The organism is Aquimarina gracilis, assembly GCF_035285365.1.
GTDB lineage: Bacteria > Bacteroidota > Bacteroidia > Flavobacteriales > Flavobacteriaceae > Aquimarina > Aquimarina gracilis.
Map to the genome: position 1 here is coordinate 176,110 of NZ_JAYKLX010000004.1, position 16,213 is coordinate 192,322.

General features: G+C 35.3%; 10 protein-coding genes. 7 read left to right on the plus strand and 3 right to left on the minus strand.

What is annotated here, in order from left to right; translation table 11 throughout:
• Positions 1-5 precede the first annotated feature (5 nt).
• Positions 6-2,519, minus strand: coding sequence for a nitrite reductase large subunit NirB (nirB, locus tag U6A24_RS09360; RefSeq protein ID WP_324179699.1), 2,514 nt, complete (start codon positions 2,517-2,519; stop codon positions 6-8).
• A gap of 158 nt (positions 2,520-2,677) precedes the next feature.
• Positions 2,678-3,997 carry an alginate export family protein gene (locus U6A24_RS09365; RefSeq protein ID WP_324179700.1) on the minus strand — a complete coding sequence of 440 codons (1,320 nt, stop codon included), beginning with the start codon at positions 3,995-3,997 and terminating at the stop codon, positions 2,678-2,680.
• Between the two features lie 253 nt (positions 3,998-4,250).
• Here U6A24_RS09365 and U6A24_RS09370 point away from each other — a divergent pair, with 253 nt between their 5' ends.
• Positions 4,251-4,931 carry a response regulator transcription factor gene (locus tag U6A24_RS09370; protein WP_324179701.1) on the plus strand — a complete coding sequence of 227 codons (681 nt, stop codon included), beginning with the start codon at positions 4,251-4,253 and terminating at the stop codon, positions 4,929-4,931.
• A 14-nt stretch (positions 4,932-4,945) separates the two neighbouring features.
• Here the strand turns inward: U6A24_RS09370 and U6A24_RS09375 are convergent, their stop codons facing one another.
• The gene (locus tag U6A24_RS09375; protein WP_324179702.1) at positions 4,946-5,776 is read right to left on the minus strand and encodes a type IV pili methyl-accepting chemotaxis transducer N-terminal domain-containing protein; all 831 of its coding nucleotides are present in this window, start codon (positions 5,774-5,776) and stop codon (positions 4,946-4,948) included.
• Between the two features lie 383 nt (positions 5,777-6,159).
• On the opposite strand from U6A24_RS09375, the gene U6A24_RS09380 reads away from it, so the two are divergent.
• The 6 genes from U6A24_RS09380 to U6A24_RS09405 all read left to right on the plus strand — a co-directional run bounded on the left by U6A24_RS09380 (position 6,160) and on the right by U6A24_RS09405 (position 15,925).
• Positions 6,160-7,560, plus strand: a complete 1,401-nt coding sequence (locus tag U6A24_RS09380; RefSeq protein ID WP_324179703.1) for a CmpA/NrtA family ABC transporter substrate-binding protein — start codon at positions 6,160-6,162, stop codon at positions 7,558-7,560.
• Positions 7,561-7,650: 90 nt separating this feature from the next.
• Positions 7,651-8,748 carry an ABC transporter permease gene (locus U6A24_RS09385; RefSeq protein ID WP_324179704.1) on the plus strand — a complete coding sequence of 366 codons (1,098 nt, stop codon included), beginning with the start codon at positions 7,651-7,653 and terminating at the stop codon, positions 8,746-8,748.
• A gap of 11 nt (positions 8,749-8,759) precedes the next feature.
• Complete coding sequence (locus U6A24_RS09390) at positions 8,760-9,623, plus strand: ABC transporter ATP-binding protein (protein ID WP_324179705.1); 864 nt, start codon at positions 8,760-8,762, stop codon at positions 9,621-9,623.
• Between the two features lie 12 nt (positions 9,624-9,635).
• Complete coding sequence (locus U6A24_RS09395; protein ID WP_324179706.1) at positions 9,636-10,457, plus strand: ABC transporter ATP-binding protein; 822 nt, start codon at positions 9,636-9,638, stop codon at positions 10,455-10,457.
• 501 nt (positions 10,458-10,958) lie between these two features.
• On the plus strand, positions 10,959-14,480 hold the full coding sequence (locus U6A24_RS09400; RefSeq protein ID WP_324179707.1) for a molybdopterin-dependent oxidoreductase: 3,522 nt from the start codon (positions 10,959-10,961) through the stop codon (positions 14,478-14,480).
• Between the two features lie 2 nt (positions 14,481-14,482).
• The gene (locus U6A24_RS09405) at positions 14,483-15,925 is read left to right on the plus strand and encodes a rubredoxin (protein WP_324179708.1); all 1,443 of its coding nucleotides are present in this window, start codon (positions 14,483-14,485) and stop codon (positions 15,923-15,925) included.
• Positions 15,926-16,213: the final 288 nt, after the last annotated feature.

Below are 16,213 nucleotides of genomic sequence, written 5' to 3' on the forward strand. Positions count from 1 at the left end.
TGTATTTACTTCCAAAGTTTTGGCATTTTTTGGTCCCTTAGAGGAACAAAAACAAGATTGTCATCGGGTTCATCACTGTTGAGAAAATGGTTAAAACGTTTCATAATTTCTTCATCTTGTATGGCTTGGGTCCACTCACATTGAAAGTTGTGCACCAATGTTGCCATTTCGACTTCGAGTTCTTCAACCAACCCAAGAGAATCTTTAATTACAACTTCTTTTAGATATCCGATACCTCCCTCAAGTTTATCCAGCCATTTGGCAGTTCTTTCTAAAGGAGCCGCAGTTCTTATGTAAAACATTAAAAATCGATCAAGGTACTTAATGACAGTTTCATTATCAATCTGTTCTGCTAGTAATTCGGCATGTTTTGGGTTCGCTCCACCATTACCACATACGTAAAGATTCCATCCGCCTTCTACTGCAATAACACCAAAATCTTTGCAACGCGCTTCGGCGCATTCTCTAATACATCCAGAAACTCCTCCTTTTATTTTATGAGGAGATCTTAACCCTTTATAACGTTCTTCTAGTTCAATAGCAAAACTTACACTTTCATCCATGCCGTATCGGCACCATGTGGATCCTACGCAACTTTTAACAGTACGCAGTGATTTACCGTAGGCATGTCCACTTTCAAAGCCATTATCAATAAGATCTTTCCATATTTTTGGTAGTTGATCCAGGCGAGCTCCAAAGAAGTCAACACGTTGCCCTCCTGTTATCTTGGTGTATAAATCATATTTTTTACCTACTTCGCCCAAGGCAATTAGTTTATCGGGAGTAATTTCTCCACCTGGTATTCTTGGTACTACAGAGTAAGTCCCATTACGCTGGATATTGGCCAAAAATTTATCATTCGAATCTTGTATTACTTCTTCTTCATTGGCCGTATCTGCATAAATACTGGCCATGATCGATGCGACTACAGGTTTACAGATTTCACATCCGTCTCCTTTTCCATAATGATCCAGTACTTCATCAAATTTTCTATATCCTTTTAACTTTATAATGTCAAAAAGTTCTTGTCGGTTGTATTCAAAATGCTCGCAAATAGTATCTTTTACTTCTTTTCCTAAAGATTTTAAAGTGGCATCTACCAAATCCTTTACCATGGGTTTACATCCGCCACATCCCGTTCCTGCTTTGGTACGGCTAATAACTTCACCAAGATCATTACAACTTCCATCTTGAATGGAATTGCAAATAGCTCCTTTGCTAACACTTTCACATGAACAGATTTGAGCGTCGTCGGGTAGATCCATCACGTCTCCTAGTAAAGAATTATCACCCCCACGACTACCTAGAATCAAATCCTCGGGATCTTCTGGGAGTGCCATAGCTGTATTGTATATCTGGAATAGGGCATTGTAATCCGATGAATCGCCAACTAGAATTCCTCCAAGAAGTTTGGTGCCATCTTCAGAAACATTAATACGTTTATAAACACCTTTTCTTTTGTTTTCATAAACAATGGTATCTATAGTGCTACTTTCTGATAATGCATCTCCAAAACTTGCTACCTCGGTTCCTATGAGTTTTAGTTGTGTAGACATATCAATATGATCTACCATTGTTTTATCGATGTATCCTGTGATTTGAGATACGGCGATATCGGCCATATCATATCCTGGTGCTACAAGACCATAGATCATATTGTTGTATAGAGCAACTTCACCAATTGCATAAATATTATCGTCTGAAGTTTGCATGGTGTTATTTACAATAACACCGCCTCTTAGACCTGTATCCAATCCGCACTCTTTTGCAACCTCGTCTCGGGGTCGAATTCCCGCAGAGATTACAAGCATATCAACTTTTAATTCAGTACCATCTATATATTGTAATCCCTCAATAGCTTTATCTCCTTGAATAAATTCGGTCTGTTTGCTTACGTGAACATGGAGGCCCAGCTCTTCAATTTTTGCCTGAAGCATATCACTACCTCCTTGATCAAGCTGTCTGGGCATTAGTCTAGGGGCAAACTCTACCACATGAGCTTCTAGTCCTAATTCTTTTACGGCATTTGCGGCTTCAAGGCCTAGCAATCCACCGCCAAGTACAGCAGCTTGTATTTTTCCTTCAGATTTCAGTTTTTTAGCATACGCCTCTATAGCTTCAAGATCTTCTATGGTTCTGTATACAAATACTCCTTCTTTTTCTACTCCGGGAATAGGAGGGACAAAAGCCGAAGATCCGGTAGCCAATACCAAATAGTCATAAGAATACTTGGTCCCTCTGTGGTTAGCAACCGTTTTTTCTTCTCTGTTAATTTCGGTAATCATTTCAGAGGTATGAAGATCGATATTGTTTTCTTCATACCAAGATGCACTCGATAAACTGAGATCTTCTGCAGTTTTTCCTGCATAGTACTCACTAAGATGCACACGGTCATAAGCTCGTCTAGGCTCTTCTCCAAAAACTGTTAGCTTGTATTCATTGAATTTTTCAGAGGCTACAAATTTCTCACAAAACTTATAACCTACCATTCCGTTACCAATAACTACTACTTTCTTCATAAATTACGTATTAACATTTCAAAATTAAGTATTAATACGTAATTAAGTTGTAAATAATACGTAATTATGATAGGGTGAAATTGAGAATATCAAAATAATATATAGATAACCCTGCAAAAATCACTTTTGCAGGGTTTACAGGCTAAGAGTTCAAATATTTATTGACCTTCAGCAGGAGCAGGTTTAGCACTCCATTTCAGGAAATTTGGTTTTACAACTAGCATTGCCCACCCCCAATATTGGGCATCTGCTGGATCTGCTACTCCTTTTAGGACTTCCATTGAGTCGGAAGCGAACATATGAGAATACCCGAGTTTTAAAGTAGCGAAGGATAGTAATTTTTGTGTAAAAACGATATCCAATTCTGTTCCTAAATAATCGTCTACGTCATCTCCCAAACTTTCGGCTCCAGCAAAATAATGTGCTTTTATAAGTAGGCTAGATTTCTCCCCAGTTTTGATAACAGTTTTTGCATAAATGTCATTTAACCCAACATTATTGGCATGATTACCTACATAGAAATAATCCATATACCCATTAAACTTGTGGTTGGTACCAAAAATTGGGAAAAAGGATTTAATCTCACCATCACTTCCACCATTATCGTCACCACTAAGCGTTTCAAAACCAAGACCGAATAGGGTTTTTCCTGGTTTGTAATTTATTTCTAACAGGGCGTTGTAGGCGGATAAATCGATATCTTCGGTAAATTCTCCTGTTTGTCCGTAAAGATTGGCTGCTATCGAGAGTCCTTTAGTTGGTTTTGCGACTAAATGTGTTCCAAAAGTTTGACGATTTACAGTACCGTCTACTGGGGTTTGACCATCTGTTGGGTCTAAGTTTTGATAAGAGTTGTTGGCAACAAGTATACTGGCCGAGAATTTTTCCCAGTCTTTATGTAACCAGGCATATATCATTCCTTTGTAATCGAATACGGCTCTTGCATTTCCTCCGTTATTTGGGTCGAACAAAGTTGTTTGTGTACGTACACCGTTTTGATTAAATGCCACACCTATATCTAGTTTAAAGCTTTCTTTGCTGTATTTTAATAAAGCGGCATCATGAAAGCGTCCTTGCATTGCCCAGTCTAAACCACCAAATATTCGTTGATCGTCATAGGATAAGGCTTGTCTACCTAGTTTGGTGGACCACCCATTTCCAAATTTGAAATCGATCCATGCTTGGGCCAGAGAGAAGCTATTATTGTTGTCTGCATTTGCTATTTGTGGAGTGTCTCCCCAAATACTTACGTCTTGTACACTTACAAAGGCAGAAAATTTTTCCTGTTTGTATCCGAATTTTAAACGAGAGCGTTGTTGAACGAATAGGCCAGCGTCAACCCCATCAGAAATAAGAGTCCCAAAACCATTTAAGTATTCTGCTCGAGGTCTTATATCTGCATCAATACTAACCTCTTGTGCTTTTCCCTTTATTGCCATTACTAATAGAAGTAAGGCAAAGTATAACTTGTTTTTCATTTAAAAATAGTTTTTGTTGTTCGGGAATGTGATTACCGAACAAGTTTTGATTCGTCTTTTTTGATAATTCTATTAGTCATTAATTATGATTCAAATCTAAGTATTAATACTTATTTTTTAACTTTTTTTTATGTAAAAATACGTAGGTTTTGTTCACATTTATTTAAATTTACCCAGCTGCTTTTGAATAATTCATATATTTTGTTTATTTGAAAGTAAATATGGTTGTTAAGTAACGAGTTAGAATAAATACATGATAAAAATAGTATTGGTTGATGATCACTTTATGGTTAGGGATGGTATTCGTGCAATCTTGGAAGAAGAGGATGATTATGAGGTTGTAGGTGAAGCATCAAATGGAAATGACGCTATAAACCTGGTGAAGTCTATTAAACCGGATATTGTTATATGTGATATACGTATGCCAGAAATGTCGGGTATCGAAATGGTGCAGAAAATGATGGAAATGAAATTGCTAACCAAATTCGTTATGCTATCCATGCATGATTCTGATGAGTATATTTTACAATCTATTAATGCTGGCGCAGATGGATATCTTCTTAAAGGTGCAAGCAAAGAAGAATTTATGAAAGCACTTTCTATAGTTGGTAGAGGTGAAAAATACTTTAGTGGTGATGTTTCTTCTATTTTGGTAAAAAAGATAAAGTCAGGAGATAGTGTTGGTTCTTTCAATATGAAATCTGAAGCTAATTCTAAAGAAGAAGAATTATCTAATCCTTTTGATTTGACCAAAAGAGAAAACCAAATTTTACGTCTTGCTATTTCTGGAAAAACTAATAAAGATATTGCAGCAGAGCTGAATATAAGTAAACGAACCACCGAGGTTCATCGATTTAACTTAATGAAAAAGATGGGTGTAAAAAATGTGCTAGAACTTAGTAATAAAGCCAGGGAATATGGTATGATTCCCTAGCTCAATAGTTTTTATTAGGTGCTTTTTGCGATTACTTCATAAATACCGGTAATCTTATTAAAGCTCTTGGTTAAATTATTGGTTGTGTAAAAAACCTCTTCAAGTGGAAATTCACCATTACTAAACTTTCTTTTGTTTGTTTGAAATTTCTCCCACGTTGACATGACGCTTCCTAATTCTTCTTCAATTTCTGTGGTGTTGTAGCTGCTTATTAAGAGATCACCTATAACTCCATCAAATTCTTCAAAAACTTGGTTTAAAACTCTTTTGTATTCTGTTTTTTTGTCAGGAAACATAGTAGAAGCAGTATAATACAGACAAAGTCTTTGTGATAACATACGTTGTTTTCCAGATACATTTATAATACTTACCAGGTCTTGATTTTCACTTTTAAAGAACTGGTTATTGTATTTTGAACTGGTCTCAATACTCAATACTAATTCATGGCATGCGCTTAGTAATTGTGTGTTTAATTCCATTATCTCTAAAGAACTTGTATAGCTCGGAGAGGTAGAAATCAACTCCTTAAACTTGGACCAAAGCTTTTTTACATTCTTTATAGATAATTTAACAGCAGTACTTGAAGCGTTTTTGGTTAAAATTTCTAGCTGTTTTTCAAAAATAAATTTGCTCGAGTTTAATTCTTTGGTAATTTCTTGGTTACTTATTCCTTTGGCCATTAATAGGTAGGCTTTAGACATCTTCTGTGATAGCATTCTTTGCTTTCCAGAAATATTAACAGCTTTATTATAGCTTATGCTTCCATAATTTTGAGATTGAGAAAATATGTTTGCAGTATATAATAAGGTGCATACAAAAAGAATACATGTGATCTTGGTCTTCATAGGATAGTTATGTATCTAGGGGTTAATAAAAAATTTAAGTAAAAATACTTATTTTTTTTCTACTACCAAAACATCCAGCTTTTTCATTAAGTTCTAAATGGCGACACGTTAAAAGCCCTTGTGTTAATTACGTGTAAACCATCAATAAAAAGAGGTTAAGCATTGTTTTTATTGAGTTTTTTAAAACTCTTATTTTTGAATTTACATTATCCTAAATTTTAATACGTGTAAATTATTAAATAGATAATTTATTAAACTACTTATTTTGTTATACATAATAATTATATAAATACGTATTTTTTCTTCTCTAAATGATTTACAAATAAGTAATAATACTTAGTTTTGAGTCGATTCTATTAGTGAAATTCTCAAAACACAGAGTTATGAAAACAATACATCTTAAAATTGTAATTATTATGACCGCAATGACGATAATGTCTTGTGGAGGAGAAAAGAAAAAACAGATAGCAGCAAGTGATTCTGCAGATAACACTTCTTCAAAGTTGCTCATAGAAAAGCCACAATTAACTTTTGGATTTATAAAGTTAACAGATATGGCTCCTTTGGCCATTGCCAAAGAAAAAGGTTTTTTTGAAGACGAAGGTCTTTTTGTGTCTGTAGAAGCGCAATCTAATTGGAAAAATGTACTAGATAGGGTTATTGATGGGCAGTTAGATGGTTCTCATATGCTTGCCGGGCAACCTATTGCTGCAGGTGCAGGATTTGGTAGACAAGCAGAGTTGATAACCGCATTCTCTATGGATTTAAATGGCAATGGAATAACCGTATCTAATGATGTTTGGTCAAAAATGAAACCTAATGTACCTGTTGGAGAAGATGGTAAGCCTATTCATCCTATTTCGGCAAAAGCTCTTAAGTCTGTTATAGATTCTTATAAGAATGATGGAAAACCTTTTAAAATGGGGATGGTTTTTCCTGTGTCTACTCATAATTATGAGATTAGATATTGGTTAGCCGCCGCTGGAATAAATCCCGGGATGTATTCAAAAGATAATATACAAGGTCAAATTGATGCCGATGTATTATTATCTGTAACTCCGCCACCACAAATGCCTGCAACTCTTGAAGCAGGAACTATTTATGGATATTGTGTGGGTGAGCCGTGGAATCAACAAGCAGTTTTTAAAGGTATAGGTGTACCGGTAACCACGAATTATGATATCTGGAAGAACAATCCTGAGAAGGTTTTTGTAATGACCAAAAAATTTGTAGAACAATATCCAAATACAGCTACGGCAGTAACCAAAGCTTTAATAAGAGCAGGTAAATGGTTGGATGCTCCTGGAAATCGTAAAGAAGCGGTAAAAATATTATCTATGCCAGAATATGTTGGAGCCGATGAAGTGGTGCTGGCAAACTCGATGACAGGTACTTTTGAATTTGAAAAAGGGGATAAGAGAGAAATGCCAGACTTTAATGTATTTTATCGTTATCACGCAACGTATCCATTCTATTCTGACGGAATTTGGTTCTTAACCCAGATGAGAAGATGGGGACAAATACCTGATAGCAAGCCAGCTGACTGGTACCACAGCAAAATCAAAGAAATTTATAGACCTGATATATGGACCAAAGCTGCCAATTTATTGGTAGAAGAAGGTCACTTAGAAGCTTCAGAATTACCTAAAACCGATGGATATAAACCTGCTACCAAAGATTTTATTGATGGCAAAGTGTATGATGCAAAGGATCCTTTGGGGTATATAAATAGCTTTAATATAGGTAACAAAGAAGCAAAAGCAGAAGTTTCAAGTATTCAGTAATAATAAATAAGAGTATACCAAGCATAAAAGTGCTTGGTATACTGTTCATGACAGAACTAAAATAACAACAACATATTAATTTAGAGTAAGATGAAAGATAGATCAATCCATATCCTGAATTTTGTAGGGTTAAGTTTTTTTGAACCCGCTATTAGGTTGGCTTCAGGAGAAGAAGTAAAGAAAAACCTGATCGCTTTATTTAAAAAAGTATTTCTGCCGATTCTTTCTGTAGGATTGTTTTTGATATTATGGCATTCTGGTGCAACATACTTATACAATATTGAAAAAGATGCACGTATTGAAAAAGCTCTAAATGATAGAGGAGAAGCTGCTGCATTAGAAATGAAAACCTGTATTGAATCGGGTGATATAAGCTGTCAGCCCAATACTTTGCCTTCACCATCTCAAGTTTGGGAGGCTTATAAATCATTATTGGCAGATCATAGGGTAATTACGCAAAAGAAAGTAGCATTTGCAGAAAAAGTGGCGGTTACCAATGCGCAACGAGAAGCACAAGGTTTGGTACCTATAAAATATACGGGTCGTCCATCCTTCGTAGATCAGATCTTAACAAGTTTAAAAACTGTTTTCGCAGGATTTTTGTTAGCATTTCTTATTGCTGTTCCTATCGGTGTCATGTTAGGTCTTAGTACTACACTTAGATCATCTGTAAATTGGTTGATACAAATTTTTAAACCTGTTTCTCCAGTAGTTTGGTTATTGTTAGTGTTTATGATTGTGAAAACATTAACCAGAAATTCAGATTCCGATAGTTCTTTTATTATTTCATTTATAAGTGTTGGATTATGCTCGATGTGGGCAACCTTGGTAAATACAAGTATGGGAGTGTCTTCGGTTGATAAGGATTATATTAATGTAGCAAAAGTATTACAACTTAATGTGGGGCAAAAAGTATTTAAAATTATTTTGCCATCTTCATTTCCGCTTATTTTTACTGGACTTCGAATTACGTTGTCGGTAGCATGGATGGTATTAATTGCTATTGAATTATTAGCCCAGAGTCCAGGTTTGGGGTCATTTGTTTGGGAAGAATTTCAAAATGGCGCAAATGATTCTAATTCGAAAATCATTGTAGCAATGTTTGTTATCGGAATCATCGGATTCTTATTAGATCGTATCATGCTTACCATTCAAAAGTTTGTAACATTTACAGAAGAAACCGCTTAAAAGATAAGGATATGGCATATATAGAATTAAGAAATGTATCTAAGTCTTTTGGAGTAGGAAAAGACCGAACACAAGTATTATCAAATATTAATCTTGAAATTGAAGAAGGAGAATTTGTTGCAATTGTTGGATTTACAGGTAGCGGGAAAACTACACTGATTAACCTTATTTCTGGCTTGCTTATGCCAGATGAAGGAGAAGTGTTGTTTAAAGGAGAGCCAGTTACCGGGCCAAGTCATGAGCGTGGAGTTATTTTTCAGAACTATTCTTTGTTACCATGGTTAAACGTTCGAAATAATGTGGGGATGGCAGTAAAAGAAGCCTTCAAAAAAATGACTCGTAGCGGTAGAAAGAAAAGAGTCGAAGAGTATGTAGAGATGGTGAATCTATCACCGGCTATAAACAAATTGCCAAAAGAACTTTCGGGAGGTATGAGGCAAAGAGTTTCTGTAACCAGAGCATTATCCATGAGTCCTGATGTAATTCTTATGGATGAACCACTTAGTGCGCTTGACGCCTTGACAAGAGGTAACCTTCAACAAGAGATACTAAAGATTTGGAACAAGGATAAGAAGACGGCATTGTTGATTACCAATGATGTGGATGAAGGTATTTTAATGGCTGATAGAATTATTCCTCTTAAGCCTGGGCCTAAAGCTACACTGGGGCCAGAATACAAAATAAACCTTGAAAGACCCAGAGATAAAACTGCTCTTAATCACAATGAAGAGTATAAAAAACTACGAAACAGTATCATCGAATACTTGATTCAGATAGGGGAGCAACGCGCTTCTAAAAAAGAAAATATATATACATTACCAGATATTAAGCCAGTAATTAAACCGACTCCTTTTGGTAGATTAAACTTTGGATAAAACCAATTCAATATGGAAACACTTGAAAAAAAAGTAACACGCAGAACAGATAATGGATTATTTGAGGACAAATACATGCTGGATATTTCTGGTCTTACTAAAATATATCCAACCCCCAAGGGAGAATATGTAGTTTTGGATGACCTTGACTTAAAAATAAAACATGAAGAATTTATCTCTATTATTGGGCATTCAGGTTGCGGGAAATCAACTTTACTTACCATGATAGCAGGTCTTAACCCTATTTCCAAGGGTGCAATTGTGGTGAATAATCAAACCATAAAGGGGCCAGGGCCTGATCGCGGAGTTATTTTTCAGTCTCCAAGCCTTTTACCTTGGATGACTGCTTACGAAAATGTAATGCTTGGTGTAAAGCAGGTTTTTGCTCATGGGACCAAAAAGGATCGTGATGATATTGTGAAATATTATCTTTCCAAAGTAGGTCTGGAAGATGCCATGTACAAAAAAGCCAAAGAATTATCGCAAGGAATGCAACAACGTGTTGGCATTGCAAGAGCTTTTGCGCTTAAACCTAAAGTGTTACTGCTCGACGAACCTTTTGGGATGTTAGATTCACTTACTCGTGGGGAATTGCAAGATGTACTTATCGAGGTATGGAACCAAGAAAAAATTACGGCAATTATGATTACTCATGATGTAGATGAATCTATATTTTTAGCAGATAGGGTAATTATGATGACTAGTGGCCCGAGAGCAAAAGTAGGCGATATTTTACAAATAGATTTTGAAAGACCTCGCCTTAGAAAAGAGGTTCTGGAACATCCTGATTACTACAAATACAGGGAACACTTAATAAATTTTCTTGAGCATTAATAATAGGTTGCACGACTTTTTGATGTTCTAAAAATAATTTTAACAGATAATTTTTGTTTTCGATTCAAGGATTATTGGTATATTTAATCTAAACAACTTTGGGGCTTAATATTTGGGTGCTGCGAAAATCACCCTTTCTACCTTTTTACAGAATAAAATTTTGTTCCGAACGTTTCATAGAATTAATATTAGGTTCTTAAACTGATTTTTTTCGGTTTCTAAAATATATAAGGTGTTTACGACTTAGTGTTGAAACCTTAAAGATATAGTAGCTTTAAGTGTTTCTTGTGTTGCCGGTTACAACATTGTTGTAACCGGTTTTTTTATCATAAATATGATAAAATAGCCTTCGTATAAATCTTAATACTGTTTTTTAAATACCCATATTTTATTGAATTCATAATTCTTTCAGTTCCAAAATAGAATTTGACATTGAAACTATGATTCATACGTATTAATACTTAGTTTTGAGTGTCAAAAAATGGTATAGAGAGATATAATATGTCGGCATTCAAATCATATAAAACAACATGTTCATATTGCGGTGTAGGTTGTGGGATTATTGCAAAAAAAGATCCTAAGGGTGTAATTACAGTAGAGGGGGATCCAGATCATCCTGTAAATAAGGGGATGTTATGTTCCAAAGGAATGAATCTTCATCATGTAGTTCAGGATAAAAGCGATCGAATTCTATATCCAGAAATGCGATGGAGTAAAGGTCATGATCGTCAGCGGGTTTCCTGGGATCAGGCACTAGATAGAGCGGTATCTGTCTTTAGTACAATGATCGATAAATATGGCTCTGATAGTATTGGCTTTTACGTGTCGGGTCAATGTCTTACCGAAGAATACTATTTGGTTAATAAGTTAACCAAGGGTTTTATAGGGACTAACAATATCGATACTAATTCAAGACTTTGTATGAGTTCTGCGGTGGTTGGTTATAAACAGGCGTTGGGAGAAGATAGTGTGCCTGTAGCTTATGAGGATATCGAACTTGCAGATTGTTTTATGATTGCTGGTGCAAACCCTGCATGGTGTCATCCAATTTTATTCCGAAGAATTGAAGCGCATAAAGAAAAGAATCCCAATACAAAGATTATTGTGGTCGATCCTCGTAAAACACAATCTTGTGATATTGCAGATTTACATCTGCAAATTTTGCCAGGAACCGATGTGATTTTGTATAACGCCATTGCAAAGAGGTTAATTGATAGAAAAAGGATAGACAAAAGCTTTATTGCCAACCACACTGATAATTTTGAAGCTCTTAAAGCTTCGTTACAATCGGTTTCATTAACTGAAGCTGCCAAAACCTGCGGGATTACTATTGCCGAAATAAAAAAGGCGGCATCTTATATAGGTGATGCCAAGGGTTTTATAACCCTTTGGGCCATGGGATTGAATCAGAGTTCGATAGGGGTTAATAAAAATAATGCCTTATTGAATCTGTCGTTACTTACTGGCCATATTGGAAAGCCAGGGTCAGGGCCTTTTTCGCTTACTGGTCAGCCAAATGCTATGGGAGGAAGAGAAGTTGGAGGTATGGCTAACTTGTTAGCGGCGCATAAAGATTTGAGCAACGATCATCATCGCAGAGAAGTTTCTAATTTTTGGGGAGGAAAAGAGATTTCGGCTAAACCTGGTCTTACGGCTACCGAAATGTTTGATGCGCTAGAGAGTGGAAAATTAAAAGCTATCTGGATCATATGTACAAATCCTTTAGTAAGTCTTCCTAATGCTAATAAGGTAGAAAAAGCGCTTAAGAACGCAAAGTTTGTAGTGGTTCAGGATATTTCTCATCGATCTGAGACTGTAGAATATGCAGATTTACTTCTTCCTGCTGCCGGTTGGGCAGAAAAAGAAGGGACGATGACCAATAGTGAACGTAGGGTTACTTATTTAAACAAGGTTGTGGATCCTCCAGGAGAAGCAATTTCAGATTCTGAAATATTGTGGAATTTCGCAAGAAGAATGGGATATAAAGGATTTGATTATAGTTCTGTTGAAGAAGTTTATAAAGAGCACTGCATTCTTACCAAAGGGACAAATATTGACATTTCAGGTTTAAACTATAATAGATTAAAAGTTGAAGGAAGTTTTCAATGGCCTGTTCCCGAGAATACTCATTCGGGAACCTCAAGACTTTTTGAAAACAAGAGGTTTTATACCGATACTGGAAATGCAAAATTTGTAGTTCCTAGGTTCACTAAGCCTACATCCGAGATGATAACAGAAAAGTATCCTTTGATCTTAACCACGGGAAGAGTAAGAGATCAATGGCACACAAGGACAAAAACAGGAAAAGTGAACAGGTTGTTAACGCATATTCCTAGTCCGTACTTAGAAATTAACAGAGTGGATGCTTACTTGCATAAAGTAAAGGATGGAGATATCGCTTTGGTCGAAAGCAAACGAGGTAAGGTTCAAGTTAAGATAAAGGTGAGTGATGCAATCAACAAAGGAGTGGTGTTTCTTCCTATGCACTGGGGAAAAGTACTTGGCAATGATTTTGGAAGAGCTAATAATCTTACCACAAATATCGTTGATCCTATTTCAAAAGAACCAGATTTCAAATTTTCTGCGGTTCGAGTTACAAAGTTTGTAAAACCAAAGCAGAAGATTTGTATTATTGGGGCAGGTACTGCTGCATATCGCTTTATCCAAACGTATAGAGAATTTAATATTGAAGACGAAATTGTTGTATTTTCCAAAGAACCATATCCATTCTATAATAGGGTATTGCTACCAGAATATGTAAGTGAAGAGCTAAAATGGGAACAGCTTCAGAAAATGAGAGAAGGAAGCATGGAGTCTCTTAATGTAACTCTTCATACAAATAACCCTATTAATGAAATTAATAGGGAAGAAAAGTTTATTATTGATAGTAAAGGGCAAAAACACAGTTATGACGTTATTTTGATGGCAACAGGAAGTCGTGCTTTTGTGCCTAAAGAAGTGCCGATACATCTTCCAGGTAGATTTACTATGCGCGATCGGGGAGATGCAGATAAGTTGAAAACTTACCTGGATCAAACAGGATTACCCGAAAATGAACAGCATGTAACTATTGTTGGTGGAGGGTTATTGGGGCTTGAGTTGGCAGCGGCACTTCGAAAGAAAAATGTTAATATAACTATTGTGCAACGTGGTAATCGATTAATGGAACGCCAGTTAGATATTATAGCTAGCCGATTATTGGCTGAAGATGTAATGGAAAAAGGGATACGAATTCATTTCGATAACGAAGTGGATACTGTTTTTAATAAAGACTCCGGAAACTTGCAGGTTAACCTTAAATCTGGAAAATCATTTAATTGTAATGCTGTGGTTTATTCTATAGGAACAATTCCGAACATAGATCTGGCCAAAAAAAATGGTATTGATTGTAGAAGAGGGATTCTGGTAAATCAATATTTGCAATCTAGTGATCGGGCAATTTTTGCGATTGGAGAAATTGCAGAGTTTGAAGGTAGTTTGTATGGTATTACTGCCGCAGCGGAACAACAGGCCGATATTGTGGCCAAGTATTTACTAGGTGATTATAGTGCAATATATAAAGGTTCGGTTTTTATGAATATTCTCAAGTTTGAAGATTTGGATCTTTGTAGCATTGGTGATATAGATATGCCTATAAATGATACATCTTTTGAAGAGGTGATATTTATGGATGTAAGAAAACGTTTTTATAAAAAATGCATTGTGAAAGACGATAGACTTGTTGGAGCGATCTTAATGGGTGATAAAAATGAGTTTGCAGATTTTAAAAGATTGATAGAAGAAAAAATAGAGCTTTCAGAAAAGAGAGAAGAGTTGCTAAGATCTTCCCAGCCTGGTGAGCCTGTATTGGGTAAGTTAATTTGTTCTTGTAGTCAAGTCGGAGAAGGTAATCTCGAAGAGACTATTAAGTCTGGTTGTGAGGATTTTTCAGAGTTGTGTATAAAAACTGGAGCTGGGCTAGGTTGTGGAAGTTGCAAGCCCGAAGTAAAAGAAGTGCTTAGTAATGTTTTGCAATTAGCTTGATTATGAAAAATGAAGAGTCGTTACATAGAGTAGATATTAAAGGAGGAGTTTTGTCTCCAATAGAGTTACAACGAATTATTGAATATGCGCAGAGTCTTGGATTAAAAACTTTTCACTTTGGTTCTAGACAGGATATTATTTTTCCTGTTAAAGATGAAGAAGGTGATTTTATTGACAGGCACGCGGCTTTTGATCCCTCTTTTTTTTCTTCAATAGAACAGCAAAATATAAGTAGCTCTTATGTTTCGATTGATATTTTTGCTTCGACAGTTTGGTTAAGAGGAACAACGTATTTATATATTCTTGAAGATTTCAGATATAATCCAAAGTTAAAAATCAATATTACCGACCCAAAACAACAGATTGCACCATTGTTCTCTGGAGATCTAAACTTTATAGCTTCTTCTCATGAGGATTACTGGTATCTTTACCTAAAATTACCAAATTGGGAAGAAACCTATTACCCTGCGCTTATCTATACCTGGGATATTGCAAAAGTGGCCAAGACTATAGAAGAAATATATTCTAAAGTTGCCGATATTGAAGAATTATTTGGATACCTTAACGAGAACCTTGATACCAATAATAGAATAATTGAGAAACCACTTCGAGTTGATTTCACACCATTTCCTTATTATGAAGGGATGAACAAAATGGGGATTAACCAATATTGGTTGGGTTTATACTGGAGAAACAATAAGTATGATCTTACTTTCTTAAAGGCACTTTGCGAATTTTGTATTGATAATAAGATCGGAAAAATATGTCTAACTCCGTGGAAGTCTTTTATTATTAAGGGAATACCTAAAGAAGGGAAATTAGCTTTAGAAAAGTTGCTTGGGCAATTTGGAATTAATGTCCGGCATTCTTCATTGGAGCTTAATTGGCACCTACCGGTAGGTAATCAAAAAGCATTGTACCTCAAGAAGTTTTTGGTCATGAATTTTGATCAAAATGATATTAGTACTTACGGTTTAACCTTTGCTGTCACTTCTCGTAAAAACCAAAAAAGATATTTTACTTCTATAGTGATAGAAGAAAACCTTACAGCAGACGCTGTTAAAGGGTTTGAGGTAAGGCCGACTTATAATGTGTTGTATGCTAAGCAATTTGATCCTAATACTAGAAATTATCTAGTTTATGCACAGGATGTAGATCAAATGGATTTGCCAGGGTTACTGTTAGAGTTGACCAAAACATATTTTATTAACCTTGGATCAGAACAAGAGGACTTTGAAGGTAAAAAAATAGGTAAAAAAGAAATACAAGAAATAGAAGTATATCAATGTTCTGATTGTCAAACTATTTACGACCCATCTGTAGGTGATGTGGTTAATGGAATTCCAAAAGGAGTTGATTTCAATGATCTTCCGGATGAATATGAATGCCCGTTATGTGCGGGTTCAAAAAAGAATTTTATAGAAATTAAAATTGAAATGGCTTGATAAATGCATGGTTTTATGTATTGAATTTGTATTCTTTTAAGAATTAGATATAATAGCATCCCCAACAAATGTTGGGAATTTTTTAAGAAATTATTATGGTTTTTTGTAGAAAGTAGCTCTGCAAAAAACCTTTTTTTTTGCCTTTTGAATTATTAAATAAACAATTTCAATAATCATTTTTTTTATAAAATATAAAATTTGACTCATAACTCTATTTTTAATAAGGTCTTTTTCTTTATTTAATAAGTATTATATAGATTTACCCTGTTTTTTATAGGGTATTATTCT